At 52.5% G+C, this 25,149-nt stretch carries 23 protein-coding genes; 19 read left to right on the forward strand and 4 right to left on the reverse strand.

What is annotated here, in order from left to right; genetic code table 11:
• Positions 1-3 precede the first annotated feature (3 nt).
• The 4 genes from DT73_RS03940 to DT73_RS03955 form a co-directional block, all read right to left on the reverse strand.
• Positions 4-3,105, reverse strand: coding sequence for a multidrug efflux RND transporter permease subunit (locus DT73_RS03940; RefSeq protein ID WP_036104253.1), 3,102 nt, complete (start codon positions 3,103-3,105; stop codon positions 4-6).
• Positions 3,105-6,320, reverse strand: coding sequence for an efflux RND transporter permease subunit (locus DT73_RS03945; protein ID WP_036104256.1), 3,216 nt, complete (start codon positions 6,318-6,320; stop codon positions 3,105-3,107). The genes DT73_RS03940 and DT73_RS03945 overlap by 1 nt, the downstream gene beginning before the upstream one ends.
• Positions 6,317-7,546 carry an MdtA/MuxA family multidrug efflux RND transporter periplasmic adaptor subunit gene (locus tag DT73_RS03950; RefSeq protein WP_036104259.1) on the reverse strand — a complete coding sequence of 410 codons (1,230 nt, stop codon included), beginning with the start codon at positions 7,544-7,546 and terminating at the stop codon, positions 6,317-6,319. Before DT73_RS03950 ends, DT73_RS03945 begins: the two co-directional genes overlap by 4 nt.
• Before the next feature lie 321 nt (positions 7,547-7,867).
• The gene (locus DT73_RS03955; RefSeq protein WP_369792562.1) at positions 7,868-8,671 is read right to left on the reverse strand and encodes a class I SAM-dependent methyltransferase; all 804 of its coding nucleotides are present in this window, start codon (positions 8,669-8,671) and stop codon (positions 7,868-7,870) included.
• 124 nt (positions 8,672-8,795) lie between these two features.
• On the opposite strand from DT73_RS03955, the gene DT73_RS03960 reads away from it, so the two are divergent.
• From DT73_RS03960 to DT73_RS04050, 19 genes are all read left to right on the forward strand, one after another.
• The gene (locus DT73_RS03960) at positions 8,796-9,575 is read left to right on the forward strand and encodes a helix-turn-helix transcriptional regulator (RefSeq protein WP_036104264.1); all 780 of its coding nucleotides are present in this window, start codon (positions 8,796-8,798) and stop codon (positions 9,573-9,575) included.
• 352 nt (positions 9,576-9,927) lie between these two features.
• Positions 9,928-10,314 carry a lipoprotein gene (locus DT73_RS03965; RefSeq protein WP_036104265.1) on the forward strand — a complete coding sequence of 129 codons (387 nt, stop codon included), beginning with the start codon at positions 9,928-9,930 and terminating at the stop codon, positions 10,312-10,314.
• 70 nt (positions 10,315-10,384) lie between these two features.
• Complete coding sequence (locus DT73_RS03970) at positions 10,385-11,443, forward strand: class I SAM-dependent methyltransferase (RefSeq protein ID WP_036104268.1); 1,059 nt, start codon at positions 10,385-10,387, stop codon at positions 11,441-11,443.
• Positions 11,444-11,515: 72 nt separating this feature from the next.
• The gene (locus DT73_RS03975) at positions 11,516-12,238 is read left to right on the forward strand and encodes a beta-ketoacyl synthase chain length factor (RefSeq protein ID WP_036104270.1); all 723 of its coding nucleotides are present in this window, start codon (positions 11,516-11,518) and stop codon (positions 12,236-12,238) included.
• On the forward strand, positions 12,235-13,038 hold the full coding sequence (locus DT73_RS03980; RefSeq protein ID WP_036104272.1) for a 1-acyl-sn-glycerol-3-phosphate acyltransferase: 804 nt from the start codon (positions 12,235-12,237) through the stop codon (positions 13,036-13,038). Before DT73_RS03975 ends, DT73_RS03980 begins: the two co-directional genes overlap by 4 nt.
• A complete protein-coding gene (locus DT73_RS03985; protein ID WP_036104525.1) occupies positions 13,019-13,276 on the forward strand; it encodes a phosphopantetheine-binding protein in 258 nt (85 codons plus the stop codon). The genes DT73_RS03980 and DT73_RS03985 overlap by 20 nt, the downstream gene beginning before the upstream one ends.
• A gap of 13 nt (positions 13,277-13,289) precedes the next feature.
• Positions 13,290-13,550, forward strand: coding sequence for an acyl carrier protein (locus tag DT73_RS03990; protein ID WP_036104276.1), 261 nt, complete (start codon positions 13,290-13,292; stop codon positions 13,548-13,550).
• Positions 13,551-13,601: 51 nt separating this feature from the next.
• A complete protein-coding gene (locus tag DT73_RS03995; RefSeq protein WP_051691270.1) occupies positions 13,602-14,135 on the forward strand; it encodes a hypothetical protein in 534 nt (177 codons plus the stop codon).
• Complete coding sequence (locus DT73_RS04000; RefSeq protein WP_036104281.1) at positions 14,132-15,496, forward strand: AMP-binding protein; 1,365 nt, start codon at positions 14,132-14,134, stop codon at positions 15,494-15,496. Before DT73_RS03995 ends, DT73_RS04000 begins: the two co-directional genes overlap by 4 nt.
• The gene (locus tag DT73_RS04005; protein ID WP_036104283.1) at positions 15,483-15,836 is read left to right on the forward strand and encodes a hydroxymyristoyl-ACP dehydratase; all 354 of its coding nucleotides are present in this window, start codon (positions 15,483-15,485) and stop codon (positions 15,834-15,836) included. The genes DT73_RS04000 and DT73_RS04005 overlap by 14 nt, the downstream gene beginning before the upstream one ends.
• On the forward strand, positions 15,827-17,518 hold the full coding sequence (locus DT73_RS04010) for a glycosyltransferase (protein WP_036104296.1): 1,692 nt from the start codon (positions 15,827-15,829) through the stop codon (positions 17,516-17,518). Before DT73_RS04005 ends, DT73_RS04010 begins: the two co-directional genes overlap by 10 nt.
• Positions 17,519-17,521: 3 nt before the next feature.
• Entirely contained in the window at positions 17,522-17,944 is a 423-nt protein-coding gene (locus tag DT73_RS04015) for a thioesterase family protein (RefSeq protein WP_036104298.1), read from the forward strand.
• On the forward strand, positions 17,941-18,546 hold the full coding sequence (locus DT73_RS04020) for an outer membrane lipoprotein carrier protein LolA (protein WP_036104301.1): 606 nt from the start codon (positions 17,941-17,943) through the stop codon (positions 18,544-18,546). Before DT73_RS04015 ends, DT73_RS04020 begins: the two co-directional genes overlap by 4 nt.
• Positions 18,515-20,842: an MMPL family transporter gene (locus DT73_RS04025; RefSeq protein WP_036104305.1), complete on the forward strand. Its 2,328-nt coding sequence runs from the start codon at positions 18,515-18,517 to the stop codon at positions 20,840-20,842. Before DT73_RS04020 ends, DT73_RS04025 begins: the two co-directional genes overlap by 32 nt.
• Positions 20,839-21,426 (forward strand): DUF3261 domain-containing protein, encoded by a 588-nt coding sequence (locus tag DT73_RS04030; protein ID WP_036104307.1) that lies wholly within the window; start codon positions 20,839-20,841, stop codon positions 21,424-21,426. The genes DT73_RS04025 and DT73_RS04030 overlap by 4 nt, the downstream gene beginning before the upstream one ends.
• Position 21,427: 1 nt before the next feature.
• A complete protein-coding gene (locus DT73_RS04035; RefSeq protein WP_036104310.1) occupies positions 21,428-22,597 on the forward strand; it encodes a beta-ketoacyl-[acyl-carrier-protein] synthase family protein in 1,170 nt (389 codons plus the stop codon).
• Positions 22,594-23,070: a 3-hydroxy-fatty acyl-ACP dehydratase gene (locus tag DT73_RS04040; RefSeq protein WP_036104313.1), complete on the forward strand. Its 477-nt coding sequence runs from the start codon at positions 22,594-22,596 to the stop codon at positions 23,068-23,070. Before DT73_RS04035 ends, DT73_RS04040 begins: the two co-directional genes overlap by 4 nt.
• Positions 23,067-23,798, forward strand: coding sequence for a 3-ketoacyl-ACP reductase FabG2 (locus DT73_RS04045; RefSeq protein WP_036104316.1), 732 nt, complete (start codon positions 23,067-23,069; stop codon positions 23,796-23,798). Before DT73_RS04040 ends, DT73_RS04045 begins: the two co-directional genes overlap by 4 nt.
• On the forward strand, positions 23,795-25,024 hold the full coding sequence (locus DT73_RS04050; protein WP_036104318.1) for a beta-ketoacyl-ACP synthase: 1,230 nt from the start codon (positions 23,795-23,797) through the stop codon (positions 25,022-25,024). The genes DT73_RS04045 and DT73_RS04050 overlap by 4 nt, the downstream gene beginning before the upstream one ends.
• The last annotated feature ends 125 nt before the right edge of the window (positions 25,025-25,149 follow it).

The raw sequence follows: 25,149 nt of genomic DNA on the forward strand, positions 1-25,149 counted from the left end.
CAATTAAGGTTCCACATGGCGTAAACGGTGCCATCTGCGTTTTGTGGCACGGCTGAGGCTGTCCAGCCAAAGATAAACCACCGGAGTGGTAAACAGGGTTAATAGCTGGCTCAGAGCAAGCCCACCGGCAATTGCCAGCCCCAGCGGGCTGCGTAAATCGGCATCGCCGCCACTGCCCAGCGCCAGGGGTAACGCGCCGAAAAATGCGGCCAGCGTGGTCATCATGATGGGGCGAAAACGCATCAGGCACGCCTGGGTTATCGCCTGCTGGGGGGTTATGCCCTGGCGTCGTTCAGCATCCAGCGCAAAATCAATCATCATAATGGCGTTTTTCTTCACAATGCCTATCAGCAAAATTATCCCAATCAGCGCTATCACGGTGAGTTGTGTATTGGTCAGCAGGAGTAACAGCAAAGCCCCCACCCCGGCGGAAGGCAGCGTGGACAGAATCGTCAACGGATGAATATAGCTTTCATACAATACGCCCAACACGATGTAGACCGCCGCCAAAGCAGCAACAATTAACCACGGCATGGTGGCTGTCAGTTCACCAAAAGCTTTTGCCGTTCCCTGGAACCCGGCCTGAATGGAAGACGGCAAACCAATTTTCGCCAGAGCCTGTTTAATCAGCACCTGAGCCTGTTCCAGTGACACACCATCATTAAGGTTAAACGCGATAGTACTGGTGGCAGACTGGCCCTGGTGAGCAACAGAAAGTGGCGCATTTCCACCGACAAATTTTGCAAAAGCAGATAACGGCACGCGGTCGCCGTCGTCGTTCACCACGTACAGTTCTTTGAGGATCTCCGGGTCGCGGGTGTAGTCATCAGCCAGTGTCATTACCACATGGTACTGGTTCAGGGTGTGGTAAAGGGTGGCTATCTCGCGCTGGCTGAAGGCATTATTGAGCATGGTATCCAGCATACTGACATTAACCCCCAGGCGCGTAGCCTGGTCACGGTCTATTTGAATCACCACTTCCTGCCCACCGGTTTGTGAGTCTGAATCAACACTATTTAGTTGTGGAATAGCTGCCAGCGCGGCCTGCACTTTCGGCGTCCAGGTGCGTAGCAGATCCAGGTCATCGGCCTGTAAGCTGTACTGGTATGAGGCATTGGCACTCCGCCCGCCAATATGCAAATCCTGCGCGGCCATTAAAAACAGCTGTGCACCGGGAATGTTACGGGTTTTGGCGCTCAGCCTGTTTGCCACTTCTGTCGCCGTGGCAGAGCGTTTATCAAAATCTTTCAGGCGCACAAAGAAGTTAGCGGAGTTACGTGAACCAAACATGCCCCCCCCCATAGATGACATCACGCTGTCTACTGCCGGGTCTGATTTGATGATATTGGTGAACATCAGCATTTTGGGCTTCATTGCCTGGAATGAGATGTTCTGGTCTGCCCGCAGTGCGCCCATCAGCAGGCCGGTATCCTGGTTGGGGAAAAACCCTTTTTGCACTACCGAATAGAGAAACAGGTTCAAAAGTACGGTGAGTAATAAACTCAGCATGGTAAGTTTCTGGTGTTTCATCACCCAGTCCAGCCCGCGCGAATAGGCAGCAAGCAGGCTGTTAAGCTGGTTTTCAATAAACTGGTAAACCGGGTGCGGGCGCTTTGTGACAGCAGGTTTGGCTTTCAGCAGGCGCGAGCACAGCATGGGCGTCAGGCTGAGGGAAACAAACATCGAAATCAGCAATGAGACCGTCAGAGTAACAGCGAACTCCCGGAACAGGCGGCCCACAATGCTGCCCATCAACAAAATAGGAATAAATACTGCCACCAGCGAAACCGTCATAGACAACACAGTAAAGCTGACTTCTTTTGCGCCACGCAACGCCGCACGCAACGGACTCAGGCCGGATTCAATATGCCGGGCAATGTTCTCCAGAACCACGATGGCATCATCCACAACAAACCCGGTGGAAATGATTAATGCCATCAGTGAGAGGTTATCCAGGCTGTAACCCAGCATATACATCACCGCACAGGTGCCTATCAGGGAGACCGGCAGAGCAAGAGCGGGAATGATAACTGCCTGAACATTACGCAAGAACACAAAGACAACCGCTATCACCAGTAACACAGCTATCAGCAGGGTTTCTTCGGTGTCATACAACGATGCCCGCACGGTTGGCGAGCGGTCCACCACCAGTTGTAACTGGGTATCTGCAGGCAGGTCTTTACGCAGGGCGGGCAGCTTCGCTTTAATGGCATCAATCGTTTCCAGCATGTTAGCCCCGGCCTGGCGGGTTATGCCCACCATCACCGACGGCGTGGCATTCAGGAAACCCGCCTGGTATTTGTCTTCCACCGAGTCATAAACACGGGCGACATCACTCAGCCGTATCGCCTTACCATTCTGATAACTGATTACCAGGTCGCGATATTGCGCGGCTTTATCTAACTGCCCATTGCTGTCCACCACCCAGGACTGGGTTTTGCCCTGTAACATGCCTTTTGGCTGGTTGGTGGTGCTGTTCGCCACCGCCTTGCGCACGGTATCAAGCGAAATGCCGAAGTGGGTCAGTTGCTGGGGTTGCAGGTCAATACGTACTGCGGGTAACGCACTGCCCATCAGGGAAACCTGGCCCACCCCCTGAACCTGGCCCATTGCCTGCTCAATTTTACTTTCGGCCAGGTCGTAGAGCTCACCCGGGCTGCGGCTGCTGGAGGTTAAAGCCAGCATCACAATAGGCGCATCGGAAGGGTTGGCTTTGCGGTAAGTCGGCAACGATTCCATGCTGCTGGGCAGTAAACTGCGCGAGGCGTTAATTGCAGCCTGGACATCACGCGCCGCGCCGTTGATATCGCGATCCAGTTCGAACTGCAAAATAATATTGGTTGACCCCTGAGAACTGCTGGAAGTCATCTCCGTGATACCGGCAATTTGCCCCAGAGCACGCTCCAGTGGAGTGGCAACCGTTGCCGCCATGGTTTCAGGGCTGGCACCAGCCAGGCTGGCGCTGACCATGATGGTGGGGAAATCCACCTGAGGCAATGGAGCCACCGGCAACAAACGGTAACCAAGCCCGCCCAACAGGAGAATAGCCAGAGTGAGCAACAACGTTGCCACCGGGCGGAAGATAAAGAGCCGTGTCAGGTTCATTATTCGCCCCGGGCCTGTTGCTGGCGGCGTTTAACCCAGGCAGAACCACGCTGGGCAAGGCCATCAAACCACAGGTATATCACTGGCGTGGAAAACAGCGTCAGCACCTGGCTGACAATCAGCCCGCCAACAATAACCAGCCCCAGCGGCTGGCGCAGTTCGGCCCCGGAGCCAGATGCCAGCATCAGTGGCAGTGCGCCCAGCAATGCCGCCATGGTGGTCATCATAATAGGGCGGAAACGTAACAAACATGCCTGATGAATCGCTTCCCGGGGGCTCAGGTGCTGGTGGTGTTCGGCTTCCAGCGCGAAGTCGATCATCATGATCGCATTCTTTTTCACAATGCCTATCAGCAGAATAACCCCGATCAGTGCTATCAGGCTGAACTCCGATCCTGCCAGGATCAGGGTCAGTAATGCACCCACGGCGGCAGACGGCAGTGTGGAAAGAATCGTGACCGGGTGAATAAAGCTTTCATACAGGATGCCCAGCACCACATACATGGTCAGTAACGCGGCGAGGATCAACCACAGTGTATTGCTGGTTGCACTCTGGAACGCTGCGGTTTCTCCCTGGTAACGCAATGTGATTCCGCTGGGCATCTGGAGTTGCTGGCTGGCATCGCTGATAGCCTGTTGTGCATCATCCAGCGAGTAGCCTTTGTTCAGGTTAAACGACACCATCACCGCCGGGAACTGGTTGAGGCGCATATGCATCAGTGAACCAGTGCGTTCATGAATGGTAGCAATGGATGTCAGTTTCACCATTCCCGTGGTGCTGGTACTGGTATCACTGGTTGAATCACTACTGGAGGACGAACTGCTCGTTGAGCTGGTGGTACTGGTAGAACTGCTGCCAGAAGTGGTGTCGGAGGTGGAAGTCGTTGTGGACGGCTGCAACCAGATGTCATCAAAAGAGGCTGGCGATTGCTGGTATTTCGGCGCCACTTCCAGCACCACACGATACTGGTTCGCCTGGGTAAAAATGGTAGAGACCAGGCGCTGGCCAAATGCATTGTAGAGCGCGGTATCCACATCGGAGGCGGTAATACCGTAACGGGCTGCTTTGTCGCGGTTCAGTTCAACCCAGGCAACACGCCCCTGGTCCTGCAAATTACTGACTACACCATTAAATTCCGGGCGTTTTTGTAATGCTGCCACCAGTTTGGGTGTCCAGTCCGCCAGGTCTTCACTGTTGGCATCATCCAGCGTGAACTGATACTGGCTGGGTGTCACCTGGTCATTGACTGTCAGGTCCTGAGCCGGTTGCAGGTAAAGCTGGATCCCGGCTACTTGCTTCGCGGCCTGTTGCAACTGGCTAATCACCACATCTGCTTTGTCATCCCGCTCATCAAAGGATTTCAGGTTAATTTGAATACGCCCGCTGTTCAGGCTGGTATTACTGCCATCAATCCCAATAGTGGACGATAAACTTTCCACAGAAGGATTTTGCAAAATGATTTTCGCCAGTGCCTGCTGGCGTTTTGCCATTTCATTGAATGACACATCCTGAGAGGCGACTGTCACGCCCTGGATCAGGCCGGTATCCTGGGTGGGAAAGAACCCTTTAGGAATCGCGATATACAACACCGCCGTTAGCACAAAAGTTCCGAGTGCAACCAGTAAAGTCAGTTTTTGGTGGTTGAGCACCACAGTCAGTAACCGGTCATAGCCCCGAATCAGGCTGTCAAAAACTTCACCACCTTTGCGGGAAAAGCGCGATTGCTGTTCCGGGGGAATATGGCGCAGTAAGTAAGCGCATAACATCGGTGTCAGTGTGAGTGACACCAGCATGGAAACCAGAATGGAAACCGCCAGCGTAATGGCAAACTCGCGGAATAACCGGCCAACCACATCGCCCATAAACAACAGTGGGATCAGCACGGCAATCAGGGAGAAAGTCAGTGAGATGATGGTAAAGCCGATTTGCTGCGAACCTTTCAGTGCCGCCTGCATTGGGGTTTCCCCCTCTTCAAGGCGCCGGGAAATGTTTTCCACCACCACAATGGCATCATCAATAACAAACCCGGTGGCAATAGTCAGCGCCATCAGCGACAGGTTATTCAGGCTGAAATCCGCGAGGTACATCACCCCGAAGGTGCCCACCAGCGATAACGGCACCGCCACACTGGGAATAAGCGTGGCAGCGACATTGCGCAGGAACAGAAAGGTCACCATGACCACCAGCGCTATCGACAGCATCAGTTCAAACTGCACATCATGAATAGATGCGCGGATTGTCTGGGTGCGGTCAGACAGCACGGTCATCTTCACGCCATCAGGCAACGCGGCCTGCAGTTTGGGTAACTGAGCTTTAATGTTATCCACAACCTGAATAACGTTAGCGCCCGGCTGGCGTTGCACACTGATGACAATGGCCGGGTTGTTGTTCGCCCAGGCGGACTGAAACGTATTCTCCGGCCCTTCTTCAATATGCGCGATATCTTTCAGGCGCAACGCCGCACCGTTTTGATAAGTGAGGATCAGGTTGCCGTATTCTGCCGCCGTGCGCAGCTGGTCGTTGGCGTCAATAGTCACTGAGTGATATTTGCCGTCAAACCCACCTTTCGAGCCATTCACATTACTGTTGTTAATCAGTGTGTTGACATCTTCCAGGGTCAGCCCGTGGGCAGCAAGCGCTTTGGGATCCATCTGCACCCGGATGGCAGGCTGATGCCCGCCAGCCAGTGTCACCATCCCCACCCCGGAGATTTGTGACAACTTGAGTGCCACACGGGTATTTACCAGGTCCTGCACGGTGGTCAGCGGCAGTGAATCTGAGCTGGCAGCCAGGGTGATTACCGCGCTGTCTGCCGGGTTCACCTTTTTGTAGGTTGGTGGGTTAGGTAAATCGCTCGGTAACAGATTATTCGCCGCATTGATAGCAGCCTGAACTTCCTGCTCCGCAACATCCAGCGACAATTCCAGGCCGAATTTGAGCGTGATTATTGACGAACCACCAGAGCTGGTGGAAGTCATCTGGCTCAGGCCCGACATTTGGCCCAACTGGCGTTCCAGCGGAGAGGTCACCGACGAAGCCATCACATCCGGGCTGGCGCCCGGGTAGAGTGTGGTGACCTGTATCGTGGGGTAATCCACCTGTGGTAACGCAGAGGTGGATAAAAAGCGGTAGGCAAAGATCCCGGCAATCAACACCCCTACCATGATTAACACGGTAGCGACCGGCCGCAGTATAAACAGGCGTGACGGATTCATTTGGCCTCAGGCGCGGTTTTGGTTTGTGCTTCATCCACCACGGAGACTTTGCTGCCGTTAGTCAGACGATCAATCCCTTCGGTAACAACCCGGTCTCCGGGCGAGATACCTTTCAGTATCGCCTGCTGGTCATCATTCACTTGTGGCCCGGCGGTCACCGCTTTGCGTGTAACGGTATTGTCTTTGTTGATAACAAATACAAAATAGCCTTCATTACTCAACTGTAATGCCTGGCGTGGGATCACCGTGGCACCTTTAAGCATGCTGGTTTGCAGGCGCAGGTTTACAAACTGGTTAGCGTATAAACTTTCATCCTGATTAGGGAAAATAGCTTTCAGTTCAACGGTTCCGGTACTGGTATCAATCTGGTTGCTGATAAATTTAACCTCGCCGGTTCCCAGTGCCGTGGTGTTATCCTGGTCAAACGCCGTTGCCGGCAAACTTTGGCCGTTATGCAGTGCTTTTACCAGCACCGGGATATTGCTTTGTGGCACACTGAATGTCACCGCTGCGGGTTGCATTTGAGTAATAGTAACCAGGCCTGTGCTACTGCTGCTTTCCACCATGTTACCCGGGTCTACCAGGCGCAACCCCACGCGGCCACTGACTGGTGCGGTAATACGGGCATATTCCAGATCCAGTTTGGCGCTCGCTATTTGGGCTTCATCTGACGCAACCGCCCCCCGGTATTGCCCAACAGTCGCTATCTGGCTGTCGAGGTCCTGGCGGGCCAGTGAATCCTGCGCATAGAGTTTACGGTAGCGGGCCAGAGTCAGTTCTGCGCTGTTTAATAACGCTTTATTTTCGCTGAGTTCTCCCTGGTACTGGTTCAGTGTTGCCTGGTATGGCCGCGGGTCTATCTGCGCCAGCAACTGCCCGGCAGCCACTTTCTGGCCTTCGGTGAAATAGACTTTTTCCAGTTGCCCGTCTACCCGGCTGGTAACAGTAACAGAAGCATTAGGAATCACTGTTCCCAGTGCATTCAGGTAGAGCGGCACATCGGCGCTGGTTGCCACACCGCCATGAACCAGCGTGGTACCACCGCCCATCATCCTCATTCCCGGGCCGCCTGGCCCACCAGGACCACCAGCCCCACCTGGCCCACCAACGCCTTTGCCACCAGGGAGTAAACGCCAGACAACGCCAGCAACGATTAACACCACAATCAAAATAATCAGCCATTTCAGCCAGCGTGCGCTCGCAGACCGGGAAGTATTCGTTGTCATTGGACTCTTCAGGTGAATGAAAAAGGAATATGTGTTGGAAAAACAGCGAAAAAGTTTATCACTCGAACCTTATTCACTGCACAATCTATATCGACCAGATTTGTCCTGGTTTCAGTGGGAATTTCATAGAGGAAAATCTGAAGAGCATTAAGCACAAAACAATATCCCCCTTAAATTACACATCACTTAAGCCAGACTGCACCAGATGTGGGCCAGTGTAAATCAGGGGGCTACTGTTACAGGAAACTTTGAAGTTAATTAGCTCCTGAATATTTCAAAATAATTCAAAAAACAACAAAAAGTAACTCACAGAGATAACCGTCAGGCACTGGTCTGCGCCATGAACATAATGGTGTCTGAGGTAAAAGAACCGTCATCCTGAAATGCAAAATGCTGGCGGACTTCTTCCGGAGCCGTGCCCTGCATTGCACGAATGGCGTCAGATAACACCGGTGGCGTTTTCATGCGCGCAATCCAGGTGGTAAATTCCAGCGGCAGGCGGTCACACACCAAGTGTTTGGTCATCAGCCCACTTTCACTGGCAAACTGCATCCATTCACTTTGGCTGTAATTACGCACATGGGACGGATCACGCAGAATTTCGATAGTCTGCAACCAGGTATCCAGTAACGGTGAACCAGGCGAGACGATATCCATCATAATAAACATACCACCGGGCTTCAGCACCCGTTTTACTTCCCGCATCGCTTTGCCGACATCGTGCCAGTGATGAGCGGAATAGCGGCTGATAACAACATCAAAACAACCATCACTGAATGGCAGTACTTCCGCCATCCCCTGGCTTACCTGAATATTTCCCAAACCACGGGCACGGGCTGCCTCGCTTACCACTGCCAGCATTTGTTCTGATAAATCATAAGCAGTAACCTGCGCCACTTTTTCTGCTGCCACAAAACTGGCGTGGCCTGCGCCGCAACCTAAATCCAGCACATTTGCCTGGTTTTTTTCTGCCAGCCACTCACCCAGGCGCACCAAATCCGCACCGGCAGAATGTACCTGGCTGGTTAAATATGCCTGAGCCTGTGAGCCAAATTGTTGGCCGGTTAATACATGATGTTTTATCGCCATCGCTATTACCTTTTTGATTGTATGCGTACAGGTCATTACTCCAGTTACCCACAAAACCGCATGTGCAAAACGCGTTATCTCAGGGGTTGAGGTCACTATAGAGAAGTGTTTATATTGGTACAATATTGCCATTTATACTGGTATTAACAGGTACTACTTAATGCAAAACACGTTATTTTCAGGACCAAAAGCACTGGGGGCATTTCTGCGTTCAGTGAGGGAAAACACCGCTCCGGCTGATATTGGCTTACCCGCTATGGGGCGGCGGCGCACCAAAGGGTTACGCCGGGAGGAAGTGGCGCAATTAAGTGGTATCAGTACCACCTGGTATACCTGGATTGAGCAGGGCCGCGATATCGTTGTGTCCGCACAAACCCTGGCTAATATTGCAGAAGTGCTGAAGATGAAGCCCTCTGAGCGCCAGTATTTATTTCACCTGGCACTAAAAAGCGACCCACAGGAAGAACAGATTCAGGTAGTAGAAGAGGAAGTGCTGGCATCTGTGCACCAGGTGGCCTCACCCTGTTATTTACTGGATATCACCTGGAATATGCTGGCATGGAACAGTGCGGCACAGGCACTGTTTACAGGCTGGCTGGGCTCAGAGCCACGGCCCAACATGATGACGTTTATGTTCCAGCACCCGTTGTCTCAAACGCTGGTTTGCAACTGGGAAAACCGGGCCAGCAGAATAGTGGCAGAATTAAGAGCGGATACCATGCATTACCAGCATGACCAGGGGTTGAATGCCTTTGTCAGCCGCATGAATAATGAAAGCGAAACCTTCCGTGAATACTGGTCACGCCAGCAGGTTGTGGTACGTGAAGGCGGTGAGCGCACATTCCGTAATGCGCAAGGGGGCTTGCAGCAGTTCCGCCAGGTTTCCTGGCAATTAACCAGCAACCGCTCAGTAAAAATGATTATGCTAATGCCGGAATAAGCCAGTATTATTTTCACAGGCCAGGGGAAGCATCTTCGCCTCGCCAAATAACGCTATTTGCCCGGAGACCCCGAGTTGCTTTCAATGTTCTCCCCTGCGCATACTTAATAAAAAAAACTTACTCTCTCACTTAGTTATTTTATATCAATACACTTTGTGAATTAATATCATAGCGGGGTAACTTCATTTTACCTTTCAGCACAGATACACTCGCCAGTCACCTACTAAATATAGCACTCACAGAATAAACCTTTCTGCCGATATGATTATCCAGGATTATAAGTGCCGATTACTTCGCTAATCAGGCCATATCATTACCATATTATTTTTTGATTCTATTAATGGGGTTCGCATGAAAAAGATCGTTAAATGGTTAACTGCTTTTGCAGTTATTGGTGCTCTGGCAGGGTGTGCCCGTACTGCGCCAATTGATAATGTCAATGCCACCGTTAGCGCCGGTCATTCGGCTGAACAAGTCAAAAGCGCTATCTTGAAGGCTGGTATTCAGCGCCAGTGGGTAATGAATGAGACTTCACCTGGCGTTATCACTGCCCGCCAGCAATCCCATGGGCATGTTGCAGAAGTGCGTATTACCTATTCCGCAAACAGTTATGCCATTAATTACGTAAGCAGCATTAACCTGCGCGCATCCGGCGGAAGAATTCATAAAACCTATAACCGTTGGATCGGTAATCTGGACCAGGATATTCAGTTAAACCTGGCCGGCAGTGCTATGTAAGCACTGACAGACACTAACCGGGCACACTGCCCGGCTGTCTACTTTGATACTGTTTACAAGGTTATTCTTGATGTACGAGCAGGATACACTCAGCGCGCTGGATGCCATTACCGAAGCACAACGGATAGCTTTTGCTCCCATGTTATTTCAAACCGCATTATGTTTGCGTAATTCGGGGATCCTTGCCTTGCTGGATAAACAAGGACCGGCAGGGGCAACACTGGAAAAAATTGTTGAAGAGAGCCCACTCAGTGAATATGCGGTCAGCGTTTTGCTGGATAGTGGCTTAAGTGGCCGGATTATTACCCGCAAAGCATCCTGCTATTACTTATCTAAAGTTGGGCATTTTCTGCTGCACGACCCAATGACCCGCATCAACATGGATTTCACTCAGGATGTCTGTTACCAGGGCATGTTCTATCTGTCTCAGGCGCTGGAAGAGACACAACCTGCAGGCCTGAAAGTGTTCAGCGATGAACCAACGATTTACCCGGTGTTATCTCAACTCCCCTCGCCTGCCCGGGAGAGCTGGTTTGCGTTTGACCATTACTACTCAGATATCGCATTCAATACCATTCTGCCGCTCATTTTTGCCGCAAAACCACGTACCTTATTTGATATCGGCGGAAATACCGGAAAACTGGCGATACGTTGTTGTGAATACGATGAAAATATCGCCATCACTATTTTGGATCTGCCACAACAAATTGCGCTGGCACGCAAAAATATCGAAAAAGTGGGATTTTTCCATCGGATTCATTGCCACGAAATTGATATGCTCAGTAACCAGTCTCTGCCTGATGGCGCAGATATTTGGTGGATGAGCCAATTTCTGGATTGTTTTTCACCCGAACAAATTGTTGCTATTTTAAGCAAAATAGCCCGAATAATGAAGCCGGGTGCGCAATTGTATATAATGGAACTGTTTTGGGACGTACAAAAATTTGAGGCCGCAGCCTTCAGCCTGAATGCCACTTCGTTATACTTCACCTGTATGGCAAATGGTAACAGCCGTTTTTACAGTTTCGAAAAATTTAATCACTACCTTGAGTTAGCAGGATTCCAGGTAAAACAACGCCATGACAATTTGGGTATCGGGCATACCTTATTGATATGCGAACCTTTTTAATACCTTAATACGCGGCAGGCTTTGAGAATGGTCTGACCTACCAAATAACAGTTTTATCGCAGAAGCGCGTTGATGAAATTTGCACTTGATATTATTGACTGGCAGGCACGGGCACCAGGGCTTAGCGAAGCAGCAGAGTGGTTGCACTGGGCACAGCACCCCTGTGGCATAGACCCGAACGCGCCCCAGGCAAAACTCACCGCATTACCCATGATGACCGCCAGGCGCCTGAATTCCGGGAGCAAACTGGCGGTTGAATGCGGGCTTAACATGTTAAGTAAGCACAGCATTGACGCCGTGCTTTATACCAGCCGCCACGGCGAACTGGAGCGCAATTACCGTATTCTGAATGCGCTGGCAGATGGCCAACCCGTCTCGCCAACTGATTTTGCTATGTCTGTTCATAATTCTGCGGTTGGTAATCTGACTATTGCTGCGCGCCAACCCGCTGTAACATCTTCATTATCTGCCGGTATGGATACTTTCCAGCAAGGGTTGTGTGAAGTTATCTGCCTACTGCAGGCCGGTTACCAACGCGTATTGATTGTCGATTTCGATGGTGCTTTGCCGGAGTTTTACCACCCAGGTATGCCTGCCACGATGCCATGCTGGGCATTTGCTACCGCACTGGTGATTGCGCCGGGGCAAGAACTGTCCTGCGAAACAACCTGCGATGCTGATGGCTGTGAAGCCGCGTTACCGCAAAGTTTACAATTTCTGCAGCATTACCTGCGTGGCGAACCTGAATTCAGTATACCTGGTGAGCGCTTAACCTGGCACTGGAGCCGTTCATGAGATGGCTGAACCAGGCCTGGCGGCTGGTGACAACCGGGTTGTGTTTTGCACTGTTTGGCCTGGGTGGCCTGGTGTTGTCTTTAGTCTGGTTTAATTTGTTGTTGATTGTTGTGCGTAACAAAGACAAACGACGCAGTCTGGCCAGGCGCAGTATTTCTGCCTGTTTTCGTTGTTTTTTATTCATAGCAAAATACACCGGCACGCTAAATTATCGCATCGAAGGTGCCGATATATTAAAACAGGAGCGCGGTTGTCTGGTGGTAGCAAACCACCCAACGCTGATTGACTATGTTTTGTTGGCGTCAGTAATGCCGGAGACTGACTGTCTGGTTAAAAGCCGGTTATTGAAGAACCCCTTTGTCAGTGGTGTAATTCGGGCGGCTGATTACCTGATTAATAGCGAAGCAGACACGTTATTGTCTGAAAGCCAGAAGCGGCTGGCACGGGGAGAAACCTTGTTGATCTTTCCTGAAGGAACCCGCACACGGCAAGGACAGGACATGGTGTTACAACGTGGTGCCGCAAATATTGCTGTACGTTGCCAGTGTGATTTACGTGTCGTGACAATCCATTGTAGCGAACACCTGCTCGATAAGCAGAGCCACTGGTATAACGTTCCGCCCACAAAGCCCGAATTTACCGTATGGGTAAAAGAACGCATTGCGGTAAAACCCTTTACTCATGCCGATGCTCAGGTACCAACACGAGCAGTCAGGCAGCTTAATAAGCACCTTTTACAGAAATTACAATTAGTTAATGATCCATTTTTGGGGATGAATGATGCAAGCGCTTTACCTTGAGATTAAAAATCTCATCATTAATACACTGAATTTAGATGAACTCACAGCCGACGATATTGATACAGAAGCCGCTTTGTTTGGTGACGGTCTTGGCCTTGATTCTATTGATGCACTGGAGCTCGGCCTGGCGGTAAAAAACCAGTACGGTGTCGTATTGTCTGCTGAAAGCGAAGAAATGCGCCAGCACTTCTATTCCGTCGCGACCCTGGCCGCGTTTATCAATTCCCAACGTTCCTGAGAATGCATTCATCATGACTGAACAAACTGACCAGAACGCAATCTATCAGGAAGTTTCGGCACTGCTGTGCAAATTGTTTGAGATAGATGCAGACAGTATCACCCCTGAAGCCCGCCTGTACGAAGACCTTGAGCTCGACAGCATTGATGCCGTTGACATGATTGTGCATGTGCAGAAAAAAACGGGCAAAAAAATCAAACCGGAAGAATTTAAGGCTGTTCGCACGGTGCAGGATGTTGTTGATGCCGTTGAACGGTTAATGAAAGAAGATTGATTTGCCGTGCGGCATTTTTATCAACGGTTGCTGGTGCTGATAACGGCATTAATGCTGCTGGCATGGCCTTTTCTCGTCTGGTTTGGTCTGGCACATAACGGCCTGCACTGGTTGCTACCCGTAATGGCATTACTGTTAGTTTTTCGCCTCAGGCAAGTCCGGCGAAGAACAGGCCCTCTGCGCCTTGTGGCACTGAGTGTAGCCGCCGCCGGGTTAGTGCTGTGCGTTGCCAGTTTTGTGTTACGCACTCACCAGTTACTGCTTTTCTACCCCGTAGTTGTAAACCTGGTCATGCTGGTGCTGTTTGGCGGTTCACTTTTTACAGCCATGCCGCTGGTTGAGCGCATTGCACGCCTGAAAGAGCCTCAATTGCCGCCGGAAGGGGTACGGTACACTCGCCGGGTCACACAAATCTGGTGCGTATTTTTTGTCGCTAACGGCAGCATCGCGCTCGGTACAGCGCTGTCAGGGAACCTGGCGCTCTGGACCACCTGGAACGGGCTAATTGCTTATTTTCTCATGGGCGGTTTAATGGCTGTTGAGTGGCTGGTGCGCCGCAGGGTAATGAAACGAGAAAGACCATGACACACACACTTCCCTTGTCTCAGTGGCTGGGTAATACGCGTGCTGACGCAACCCTCATTGCCTGGCTCGGCGATAATACCTGGACACAAGCCAGGCTGCGCTACGATGTCGCACTGCTACTGTCCCAGCTCAATAACCACCCGGGTGAGCGCTGGGCTCTGTGCTTTGAAAACAGTTACTTGTTTATTGTTGCGTTACTGGCAACGCTCTGTGCGCGAAAGATTCCGGTTATTCCCGGTCATTCCCGTGTCGCATTGCTGAAAGAACAGTGTGTGTTTTTTGACGGGATACTGAGCGACAAACCCCTGTCATGGCCTGAAAACTTGCTGGTTGTCTCCTCGTCTGGTGAAGCAACGATTACACAGCAACCACCACTTCCCATTATTGATGATGACCAGTTTCTCGAGCTGTTTACCTCAGGCTCAACCGGGCAACCGAAACGGGTTGTGAAGCGTATTGCCACACTGGACCAGGAAGCCCGTATCCTTGCGGCCCGGTTCGCGCCACAGATGACAGATTGCCGGGTTGTTGCATCGGTGGTTCCTCAGCATTTATACGGCCTCACCTTTCGTATTGTTCTGCCCATGGCGTTAGGCCTGCCACTCCATGCAGCCATGCTGTATTACGCAGAGCAACTGACGGCGTTAAACCCGCAGTACCGTTATGTATTTATCAGTAGCCCGGCATTTCTTAAACGCCTGGATAACCAGTTGCCCGCACCACAAGTGGCAATGACGTTTTCCGCTGGCGGCATGCTGCCCTGGCATGATGTGCAATATACCCGCGACTGGCTGGGTCAAACTGTCGATGAAATCTATGGCAGTACGGAAACCGGGATTTTAGCGTGGCGGCACAGAGAGCAGGACCAACAAGCATGGGTTCCCTTCCCGGGTGTTTATTTTGCTCATCAGGCTGAAAAATACATTGCCCACTCTCCACTGATTGATAACCCGTCAGGACTGATACTGGACGATATGCTGGCACTCAATGATGACGGCAGTTTCCAGTTATCCGGGCGGCGGGGCCGGGTAGTGAAAATCGAAGAGAAACGGGTTTCATTAACCGAGGTTGAGCAGCGCCTGCTGGAACTGGATGGTGTGAAAGATGCCGCTGTAATCCCGGTATCCCGGGGTGGCCGCCAGGGCATTGGAGCCTTGCTGGTGCTGGATGAAGAACATGGTTCGTTATGGTGTTCATCCAATAAAAAAACGCTGGAATTCGCCTGGCGGCAGGCTTTATTGCCATGGCTTGAACCGGTTGCCATACCGCGTTACTGGCGAGTGATTCAAGAAATTCCGGTCAACAGCATGAATAAACGTGTCTACGGGCAGTTGCAGGAGCTATTCCATGAAACCTCGTGAAATTGCACGCACGGCTGTACAGCCCAATGAGAAAGAGTTTGTGCTGGCCCTTGACCCTGAACTGTTTTGGTTTCGCGGGCATTTTGCCATACAACCTTTATTGCCAGGCGTGGCCCAACTTGACTGGGTGATGCATTACGCCATAACAGAACTGGCTCCTGGCTTTCGTTTTCTCAGCATTCAAAATGTGAAATTCCAGTCGCCACTGCTACCTGGCAACATTGTCACCCTGGCTATTTGCTGGCTTCCTGAAAAGCAAATGCTTACGTTCAGTTATCACCGCCATGATGGTGATGAACGCCATGCAGCCAGTAGTGGGAAGATAAAACTATGCCGTTAGACTTCTCACCCTGCGTTGTCATTCCTTGCTATAACCATGGCGCAATGATGCCGGGAGTATTGTCACGTCTGGCTCCTTTCGCTCTGCCCTGTTTTATTGTGGACGACGGAAGTGATTCTGCCACACAGAGCCAACTGGAATCGCTGGCGAACGACAATAGCCATGTGCAACTGATTCGCATGCCACAAAACGCAGGCAAAGGCGCGGCCGTGATCCACGGCTTAACTGTGGCGGCACAACAAGGTTTTACCCACGCGGTACAAGTCGATGCCGATGGCCAGCACGCCATTGAAGATATTCCTGCACTGCTGGCGCTGGCGCAGCAATATCCGGGCGACCTGATTTCCGGAACGCCCATTTATGACAACTCCATTCCCCGTTCTCGGCTATATGGCCGCTGGATAACCCACGTATGGGTTTGGATAGAAACCCTGTCGCTGCAACTGAAAGACAGCATGTGCGGGTTCCGCGTTTACCCAATTGTCCCAACGTTACGCCTGGCAAACCAGGTGACGTTAGGCAAACGGATGGACTTTGATACAGAAGTGATGGTTCGCCTCTACTGGCAAGGCCACAACAGCCATTTTGTCCCAACCCGCGTGACCTACCCGGAAGATGGGTTATCCCATTTTGACGCGTTTAAAGACAATGTGCGTATCTCGTGCATGCACACGCGCCTGTTCTTTGGCATGTTGCCACGCTTTCCTGCCCTTTTGCTGCGCCAGCGCCGCACCCAGCACTGGGCAAAACAACAGGAAGTGAGTGGGCTGTGGGGAATGCGTATCATGCTGAAGGTTTGGCAGTACCTTGGGCGCAACGCGTTCTCGGTTTTGCTGTGGCCGGTGGTCGCGGTTTACTGGCTGCTGGCACGCCGGGCGCGTGCTGCATCGCAGCAGTGGCTGAGCCGGGTAAGAACACGCCTGGCGGAACAACAACGCCCGGAGCCGCCGCGCCTTAACAGTTATTTTCACTTTTTGCGCTTCAGCCAGTCCATGCTGGATAAAATTGCCAGTTGGCGAGGTGAATTGCAGCCAGGTAAACAGATTCAGTTCGCCCCCGGCGCGCAGGAACACCTGGACTTAACCTCACCTCAGGGCAAATTATTACTGGCCTCCCATTTGGGCGATGTTGAAGTCTGCCGGGCACTGGCTCAGTTGCAGGGTGACAAAACCATCAATGCCCTGGTCTTCCATGAAAATGCACAGCGGTTTAAACAAATCATGGAAGAGATGGCGCCTCAGGCGGGGCTGAACCTGATTCCGGTCAATGATATCGGGCCAGAAACCGCCATGCTGCTCAAAGAAAAACTCGACCAGGGTGAGTGGGTTGCCATTGTTGGTGACCGCCTGGCCGTTAACCCACAACGTGGCGACTGGCGGGTCACCTGGAGCAACTTTATGGGGCATCCGGCACCATTTCCGCAAGGGCCATTTATTCTGGCTGCCATTATGCGCTGCCCGGTTTTCCTGCTGTTTGCCCTGTCGCAACACGGGCAACTGTGCATCCACTGTGAACCATTCGCCAACCCGCTATTGCTCCCCCGGGGCAACCGCCAGCAGGCATTACAGCAGGCAATTGACCGTTACGCTGAGCGGCTGGAGCATTACGCCCTCCTGTCGCCACTGGACTGGTTCAACTTTTTTGATTTCTGGCGCCTGCCTGACGCCGACGATAAGGAGTAACAGGTGTTAAACAACCCACGTTTCACCACGGAAGTCACGCTGACCATTCCTTTTCATGATGTCGATATGATGGGTGTGGTGTGGCACGGAAACTATTTTCGGTATTTCGAAATTGCCCGGGAAGCGTTACTCAACCAGTTCAATTATGGTTACCGGCAAATGAAGGAGTCCGGTTATGTCTGGCCCGTGGTTGATACCCGGGTGAAATACCGCGATGCACTGACTTTCGAGCAAAAAATTCGCGTGCGGGCCCAGGTAACCGAATACGAAAACCGCCTGCGCATCGACTACCAAATCTTTGATGATGCATCAGGGAAGCGCACCACCACGGGCTATACCATTCAGGTTGCCGTAGAAGAAGCCAGCCGGGAAATGTGTTTTATCAGCCCGCCGGTGCTGTTTGAACGTATGGGAGTTACGCAATGAAATACTGGGCACTCGTCTTCATTCTGTTCAGCCATTTTGCCTGTGCCATTACGCTGGATGAGCTACAACAGCGTTTCACGCAAACGCCGGTTATCCGTGCGCATTTTCAGCAAACCCGTACCATCAAAGATATGCCACAGCCGTTGTTATCTCAGGGTGACATGCTGATTGCCCGTGACCAGGGGTTGTTATGGGACCAAAAATCGCCCTTTTCTATGTTACTGATGCTGAACAATACCCGTATGGTGCAAATCATTAACGGGCAGCCACCACAAGTGGTTACGGCTGAAAATAACCCGCAAATGTTTCAGTTCAACCATTTGTTGCGCGCACTGTTTCAGGCCGACAGAAGCGTACTGGAACAAAACTTCCGCCTTGATTTTCAGGATAAAGGCCAGGGGCGATGGTCATTACGCTTGCAACCCATCACTACACCGCTGGATAAAATTTTCACCTCAATTGACCTGGCCGGGCAGACCTGGCTTGACAGTATCCAACTCTACGACAAGCAAGGCGACCAGACCCGGATTGTGCTTTCTGACCACCGTTTAACGCCCGCAACATTAACCGATGAAGAGCGTAAACGTTTTGACGAACACTAATTCCCGCGCCCCGGCTTACTTGTGGGGGGCGTTGTGCCTCGCCATGCTGGCGGTATTACTCTGCATTCTGCCGGGAGCCAAAATAAACAGCAGCGTGCTGGCGATGCTGCCAGAACAGGCCACCGGCAACATGCCACCAGCACTGAATGATGCATTTGTCACGCGCCTGGATAAGCAACTGGTGTGGCTGGTAAGCCCGGGCAAAGAAGCGCAGCCTCAGGCCGCCCGGTTCTGGCTGAATGCGCTGCAACACAATCCGTTATTCAGTGATGTAAAAGGCCCAATGGACGCTGCCAGCCAGCAGGCCTGGGGGGCTTTTTACTGGCAACACCGCAATGGGTTGATTGACAGTGCAACAAGGCAACGCCTTGAGCAGGGTGGCAGTGCGCAGGCGCAGTGGGTACTGGCACAGCTTTACTCGGCATTTTCCGGGGTCAGTGCCAAAGAGTTGCATAACGACCCACTAATGCTGATGCGTGGCGCGCAGTTAGCACAAGCGCAAAGCGGCCAGAAACTCCGCCTGATGGACGGCTGGCTGGTTACCCAGGATGACCAGGGGCGTTACTGGTATTTACTACATGGCGAACTGGCAGGCCACGCTTTTGATATGCACCAGAACCATCAGCTTGTCACCACGCTGGCGGCACTGGAACAACAGTTGAAAGCCGCTTACCCCGATGCCCGGCTGCTCTCCCGGGGCACCGTCTTTTACAGTGATTACGCCAGCCAGCAAGCCAAACGGGATATGTCCTCTCTGGGCACGGTGACCATTATTGGTGTGTTACTGCTGATTTTTGCCACTTTCCGATCACTACGCCCATTACTGTTATGCCTGCTCTCCATTGCCATGGGTGCGTTGGCCGGCACACTGCTGACCCTGCTTATCTTTGGTGAGTTACACCTGATGACGCTGGTAATGAGCATGAGCATTATTGGGATTTCAGCTGATTACTCGCTCTATTATTTAACTGAGCGCATGGTGCATGGCGAAGCCGTAACCCCATGGGAAAGTCTGGCCAAAGTGCGTAATGCCCTGCTGCTGGCATTATTGACCACCATTGCCGCATACCTGCTGATGATGCTCACGCCATTCCCAGGAATACGCCAAATGGCGGTGTTTGCAGCTGCTGGTTTAAGTGCATCCTGCCTGACAGTTCTGTTCTGGCACCCGTGGTTAAGCCAGCGGCTGCCTGTTCGCCCGGTGCCTGCGATGGCGTTGTTGCTACGCTGGCTGGCTGCATGGCGGCGCAACAACATACTGCGCATTGGGCTGCCTTGCGGGCTGTTTTGCCTGTGTCTGGTGGGCCTCAGCCAGGTGCGCATCGATGATGACATCACGCAACTCCAGGCGCTGCCACAGTCATTACTCACTCAGGAAAAAATCATTACCCGGCTAACCGGGCAAAGTCTCGAACAAAAGTGGTTTGTGGTTTATGGCAAAAATGCCCAACAAACACTGGAACGCCTGGAAGCCCTGAAGCCCGAACTGGATAAAGCCCGGCAACAAGGGGTTATTCACCAGTATCGCACTGTCGGCCTGAATTCATTAAAGCGCCAAACAGCAGATTTAGCGCTGCTGCAACAGGCGGCACCCGCGGTAGAAAAAGCGCTGAGCCAGGCGGGTATCACGCCGTTCACGCCGGATTTAACGCCCATGCCGGTTACCGTGCCTCAATGGCTGGCGAGCCCGGCAAGTGAAGGCTGGCGGCTGATGTGGATGACGCTTCCTGACGGAACCAGTGGTGTTCTGGTACCGGTAGACGGGGTGGATGCCCAAACGAGTGTGGTTATGGCAGGCATTGCACAGCAATTACCCGGTGTGAGCTGGGTTGACCGTAAAGTGGCTTTCGATACGCTATTTTCCCATTACCGTACGGTGCTTACCCGCTTATTACTGGTGGCGCTGGCAGTCATTGCAGCCGGTGCGATACTCCGCCTGGGGTTACGTAAAGGCCTGGTCACCCTGGTTCCGTCGGTGCTGTCGTTAGGCTGTGGACTGGCCGCACTGGCGTTCAGCCAGCATGCCGTAAACCTGTTTTCATTACTGGCCCTGGTCCTGGTTCTGGGGATTGGGATTAACTACACCCTGTTTTTCAGTAACCCGCGCGGCACCCCGGTAACCTCATTGCTGGCAATCACGCTGGCAATGCTGACAACATTATTAACCCTCGGCATGCTGGTTTTCAGCACGACGCAGGCCATCAGCAGCTTTGGTATTGTCCTGGTCAGTGGCATTTTCTCAGCATGGCTGCTCTCTCCACTTGCCATGCCCAATAAAAAGAGAAAAGTGAAATGATTAAACGTGTGTTGTTCTCTACCTTCTTGTGCCTTGCCACCACGTTAATCAGCGGGTGCGGCTACCACAATAACGCAAGTGTTGCCGGCCGTCCTCAGGCCTGGCTGGAGCCAGGTACCCGTATCACGCTACCTGCGCCGGGTATTTCTCCGGCAGTTAATTCCCAACAATTGCTCACCGGGTCTTTTAACGGGAAAACTCAGTCACTGTTGGTGATGCTGAATGCTGACGATAAAAAAATCGCGCTGGCAGGGCTGTCATCTATTGGTATTCGTTTATTTTTAGTGACCTATGACAAAACAGGGTTGCATACCGAACAGTCGATAGTGGTTCCACAATTGCCGCCGGCAAGCCAGGTACTGGCAGATGTTATGCTCAGCCACTGGCCGCTCAGTGCATGGCAACCACAATTACCCCGCGGCTGGACACTGCAGGACAGTGGCGATAAACGCGAACTGCGTAACGCTAAAGGGGCATTAATCACCGATATTACCTATATACAACGCAAAGGCCGCCGTGAGCCAATAAGCATTGAGCAACACGCGTTTAAATACCACATCACCATTCAATACCTGGGCGACTGATATGATTTATATTTCTGCCATCGGTGTGATTAATGCACTGGGGAATACCGCAGCCGAGGTGGCACAACACCTGGTGCTGGGTAAATCCCCCGGCATGCGCCCACGTGACGGGTGGTTGTCCGGCCACCCGCAGGCGGTGCTGGGCGGAGTGGACGGTGAGCTGCCAGTCATTCCCGATACTTTCCATGCGCATAACACCCGCAACAACCAGTTGCTGCTGGCGGCACTGGCGCAAATCCAGCCCACCGTTGACCAGGCTATAGCACAATACGGACTGGAACGAATTGCTATTGTGATGGGTACCAGCACATCCGGGCTGGATGAAGGTGACCAGCATGTGCGCCTGAGCCGCACAGGCCAGCCCAGCGAGCACTGGCGTTACCCACAACAAGAGCTGGGTGACCCTTCGCGCTTTCTCAGTAAATGGCTTGGGACCACAGGCCCGGCATTTACGCTTTCCACCGCCTGTTCGTCCAGCGCTCGGGCTATTATCAGCGGGCAACGCCTGCTTGCTGCAGGCCTTGCCGATATTGCTATTGTTGGTGGTGCTGACACGCTGAGCCGTATGCCAGTTAACGGGTTCAATAGCCTTGAATCGCTCTCACCAACGCTGTGCCAGCCATTCAGCCGTGACCGGAGCGGCATCACCATTGGTGAAGGTGCGGCACTGATGGTGCTGACCAAAACGCCACAGGACCTGGCATTACTGGGGGTGGGAGAATCCAGCGATGCCTGGCATATTTCCGCGCCGCACCCGGAAGGAAAAGGTGCGATTCAGGCAATCCAACAGGCACTGGATAATGCCGGGCTGTCTGCAAATGAGATTGGCTATATCAACCTGCACGGTACCGCCACCCGTCTTAACGACCAGATAGAATCGCGGGTAGTACATGATTTATTTGGCGACAAAATACCCTGCAGCTCCACCAAACACCTGACCGGCCATACGCTGGGAGCGGCAGGCATTACTGAAGCAGCACTGAGCGCCCTGATTTTGCGCCAGGGGCTGCCTTTACCAGCCCAGAACTTTACGCTATCGCCACTCGACCCGGAATTACCGCCCTGTGGCATTCTGCGGCAGTCACAGCCTCTGGTACGCCCCATCATCCTGTCGAACTCTTTCGCCTTCGGAGGAAACAACGCCAGTATCATTTTAGGGAGAACCTCATGAACAGCTACCAGCCACCCGGCAACTATCTGCCGCATGAATCCCCCATGATGCTGTTGGATGAAGTGGTCAGCGTGACCGATAACAGTGCCGATTGCCGGGTCGCTATTCATTCGGCAGGGGTTTTAGCGCCTTTTCTGACTGAGACACACACCCTGCCGGGTTGGTACGGGCTGGAGCTGATGGCACAAACCGTTGGGGTCTGGTCTGGCTGGCACCACCGGCAACGTGGCCAACAAAGCATTGCGCTGGGTATGGTGCTGGGCGCTCGCGAATATACCTGCCCGGCAGGTGAATTCCCGGCTGATGTGATACTGGATATCCATGTCAGCCTGCTGATGCAGGATGCCCGCTTCGGCAGTTTTGAATGCACTATCCGCCACCTTAATCAAAACCTGGCTACCGGGCGCATTAATACTTTCCAGCCCGATAGCGAGGAATTAGCTTCACTTTTTCAACAGGGAAATACGCCATGAAACGTTCCGTGCTTGTCACTGGTGCCAGTAAAGGCATAGGCCAGGCCATTGCCCGGCAACTGGCGGCAGATGGTTTTATTGTTGGAGTGCATTATCACAGCGATGCCTCTGGCGCGCGTGCCACGCTGGATGCCATTGAACAGGCTGGCGGCCAGGGGCGGCTTTTATGTTTTGACGTTGCCAACCGCCAGCAATGCCAGGAAATCATTGAACAGGATATTGAGTCTCACGGTGCCTGGTACGGGGTGGTGAGTAATGCCGGGATCACGCGGGATGGCGCGTTTCCCGCCCTGAGCGATGACGACTGGGACAGTGTTATCCATACCAATCTGGATAGCTTTTACAATGTTATCCACCCCTGCATTATGCCTATGATCAGTGCCCGCCAGGGCGGAAGGATCATTACGCTGTCTTCAGTTTCCGGGGTGATGGGCAACCGTGGGCAAGTGAATTACAGCGCCGCAAAAGCAGGTATTATTGGCGCGACCAAAGCCCTCGCCATTGAGCTGGCAAAACGCAAAATCACTGTCAACTGCATTGCTCCCGGTTTGATTGATACGGGAATGGTCGCACTTGAAGAAGCCGCCATGAAAGAAGCCATGTCCATGATCCCCATGAAACGAGTGGGGCAAGCCGAAGAGGTTGCCGGGCTGGCCAGTTATTTAATGTCTGATATCGCTGGTTATGTCACTCGCCAGGTGATTTCTATAAACGGAGGTATGTTATGACAAGACGTGTTGTCATTACTGGCATGGGTGGAGTAACCGCGTTTGGGGAAAGTTGGGCAAGCGTTGCCAGCCGCTTACTGGCAGGCAAAAATGCAGTACGTAAAATGCCGGAATGGCAAGTTTACGACGGGCTGCATACCTTACTGGGTGCGCCAATCGATGATTTCACGCTGCCAGACCATTACACACGTAAACGCATTCGCGCCATGGGGCGGGTTTCACTGCTCTCTACCCGCGCTACTGAACTGGCACTGACTGAAGCCGGGCTGGTTGATGACCCGGTACTCACCAGTGGGGAAACCGGCATCGCTTACGGCTCATCTACCGGGAGCACCGGGCCGGTGAGTGAGTTCGCCACCATGCTCACAGAAAAGCACACCAATAATATTACCGGCACCACCTATGTGCAGATGATGCCACACACCACCGCCGTGAATACGGGGTTATTTTTTGGCCTGCGCGGGCGCGTCATTCCCACCTCCAGTGCCTGTACATCGGGCAGCCAGGCCATTGGATATGCCTGGGAAGCTATTCGCCACGGGTACCAGACCGTTATGGTGGCCGGTGGTGCTGAAGAGTTGTGCCCATCTGAAGCCGCGGTCTTTGATACGTTATTCGCCACCAGCCAGCGCAATGACGCGCCGCATACCACCCCTTCCCCATTTGACCAAAACCGCGACGGGCTGGTCATTGGTGAAGGTGCCGGGTCGTTGATTCTCGAAGAACTGGAACACGCCAAAGCCCGCGGTGCCACCATTTATGGTGAAATTGTTGGGTTTGCCACCAACTGCGATGCGGCACATATCACTCAACCGCAGAAAGCCACCATGCAAGTGTGTATGGAAAAGGCATTAAATATTGCCGGATTATCTACCAGCGATATTGGCTATATTTCTGCACACGGCACAGCCACAGACCGTGGGGATATAGCTGAAAGCCAGGCCACCGCGGCAATCTTTGGTAATAAAACGCCGATTTCATCGTTGAAAAGTTATTTTGGGCACACTCTTGGCGCATGTGGTGCGCTGGAGGCCTGGATGAGCCTTGCAATGATGCGGGAAGGGTGGTTTGCGCCAACCATTAACCTGCACCAGCCAGATGAACAGTGCGGTGAGCTTGATTACATTATTGGCGAAGCACGTCACATTGATTGTGAGTACCTGCAGAGCAATAACTTTGCCTTCGGTGGTATCAACACATCCATCATCATTAAGCGCTGGGCCTGATTGTGTTGCGCACCCGGGTAATGGTTCGCCGGGTGTGCCACCAACGGAATAAGCATCCCTTATTAAAGACATGCCCCGGAGACCGCGTGGCTATCCTCAGACATACGAAAGCGGGTAATAAGACC

The organism is Mangrovibacter sp. MFB070 (assembly GCF_000705335.1).
Lineage (GTDB): Bacteria > Pseudomonadota > Gammaproteobacteria > Enterobacterales > Enterobacteriaceae > Mangrovibacter > Mangrovibacter plantisponsor.

What these genes read in the sequence shown, in the direction of transcription:
- DT73_RS04035 (WP_036104310.1), top strand. Translation starts at nt 21,428, where the DNA reads ATGATTTATATTTCTGCCATCGGTGTGATTAATGCACTGGGGAATACC.
- DT73_RS04050 (WP_036104318.1), top strand. Translation starts at nt 23,795, where the DNA reads ATGACAAGACGTGTTGTCATTACTGGCATGGGTGGAGTAACCGCGTTT.
- DT73_RS04025 (WP_036104305.1), top strand. Translation starts at nt 18,515, where the DNA reads ATGAAGAGCGTAAACGTTTTGACGAACACTAATTCCCGCGCCCCGGCT.
- DT73_RS03955 (WP_369792562.1), bottom strand. Translation starts at nt 8,671, where the DNA reads ATGACCTGTACGCATACAATCAAAAAGGTAATAGCGATGGCGATAAAA.
- DT73_RS03980 (WP_036104272.1), top strand. Translation starts at nt 12,235, where the DNA reads ATGAGATGGCTGAACCAGGCCTGGCGGCTGGTGACAACCGGGTTGTGT.
- DT73_RS03995 (WP_051691270.1), top strand. Translation starts at nt 13,602, where the DNA reads ATGCTGCTGGCATGGCCTTTTCTCGTCTGGTTTGGTCTGGCACATAAC.
- DT73_RS04045 (WP_036104316.1), top strand. Translation starts at nt 23,067, where the DNA reads ATGAAACGTTCCGTGCTTGTCACTGGTGCCAGTAAAGGCATAGGCCAG.
- DT73_RS03985 (WP_036104525.1), top strand. Translation starts at nt 13,019, where the DNA reads ATGCAAGCGCTTTACCTTGAGATTAAAAATCTCATCATTAATACACTG.
- DT73_RS03950 (WP_036104259.1), bottom strand. Translation starts at nt 7,546, where the DNA reads ATGACAACGAATACTTCCCGGTCTGCGAGCGCACGCTGGCTGAAATGG.
- DT73_RS03940 (WP_036104253.1), bottom strand. Translation starts at nt 3,105, where the DNA reads ATGAACCTGACACGGCTCTTTATCTTCCGCCCGGTGGCAACGTTGTTG.
- DT73_RS03960 (WP_036104264.1), top strand. Translation starts at nt 8,796, where the DNA reads ATGCAAAACACGTTATTTTCAGGACCAAAAGCACTGGGGGCATTTCTG.
- DT73_RS04010 (WP_036104296.1), top strand. Translation starts at nt 15,827, where the DNA reads ATGCCGTTAGACTTCTCACCCTGCGTTGTCATTCCTTGCTATAACCAT.
- DT73_RS03990 (WP_036104276.1), top strand. Translation starts at nt 13,290, where the DNA reads ATGACTGAACAAACTGACCAGAACGCAATCTATCAGGAAGTTTCGGCA.
- DT73_RS04000 (WP_036104281.1), top strand. Translation starts at nt 14,132, where the DNA reads ATGACACACACACTTCCCTTGTCTCAGTGGCTGGGTAATACGCGTGCT.
- DT73_RS03975 (WP_036104270.1), top strand. Translation starts at nt 11,516, where the DNA reads ATGAAATTTGCACTTGATATTATTGACTGGCAGGCACGGGCACCAGGG.
- DT73_RS04020 (WP_036104301.1), top strand. Translation starts at nt 17,941, where the DNA reads ATGAAATACTGGGCACTCGTCTTCATTCTGTTCAGCCATTTTGCCTGT.
- DT73_RS04040 (WP_036104313.1), top strand. Translation starts at nt 22,594, where the DNA reads ATGAACAGCTACCAGCCACCCGGCAACTATCTGCCGCATGAATCCCCC.
- DT73_RS03965 (WP_036104265.1), top strand. Translation starts at nt 9,928, where the DNA reads ATGAAAAAGATCGTTAAATGGTTAACTGCTTTTGCAGTTATTGGTGCT.
- DT73_RS04030 (WP_036104307.1), top strand. Translation starts at nt 20,839, where the DNA reads ATGATTAAACGTGTGTTGTTCTCTACCTTCTTGTGCCTTGCCACCACG.
- DT73_RS03945 (WP_036104256.1), bottom strand. Translation starts at nt 6,320, where the DNA reads ATGAATCCGTCACGCCTGTTTATACTGCGGCCGGTCGCTACCGTGTTA.
- DT73_RS04005 (WP_036104283.1), top strand. Translation starts at nt 15,483, where the DNA reads ATGAAACCTCGTGAAATTGCACGCACGGCTGTACAGCCCAATGAGAAA.
- DT73_RS03970 (WP_036104268.1), top strand. Translation starts at nt 10,385, where the DNA reads ATGTACGAGCAGGATACACTCAGCGCGCTGGATGCCATTACCGAAGCA.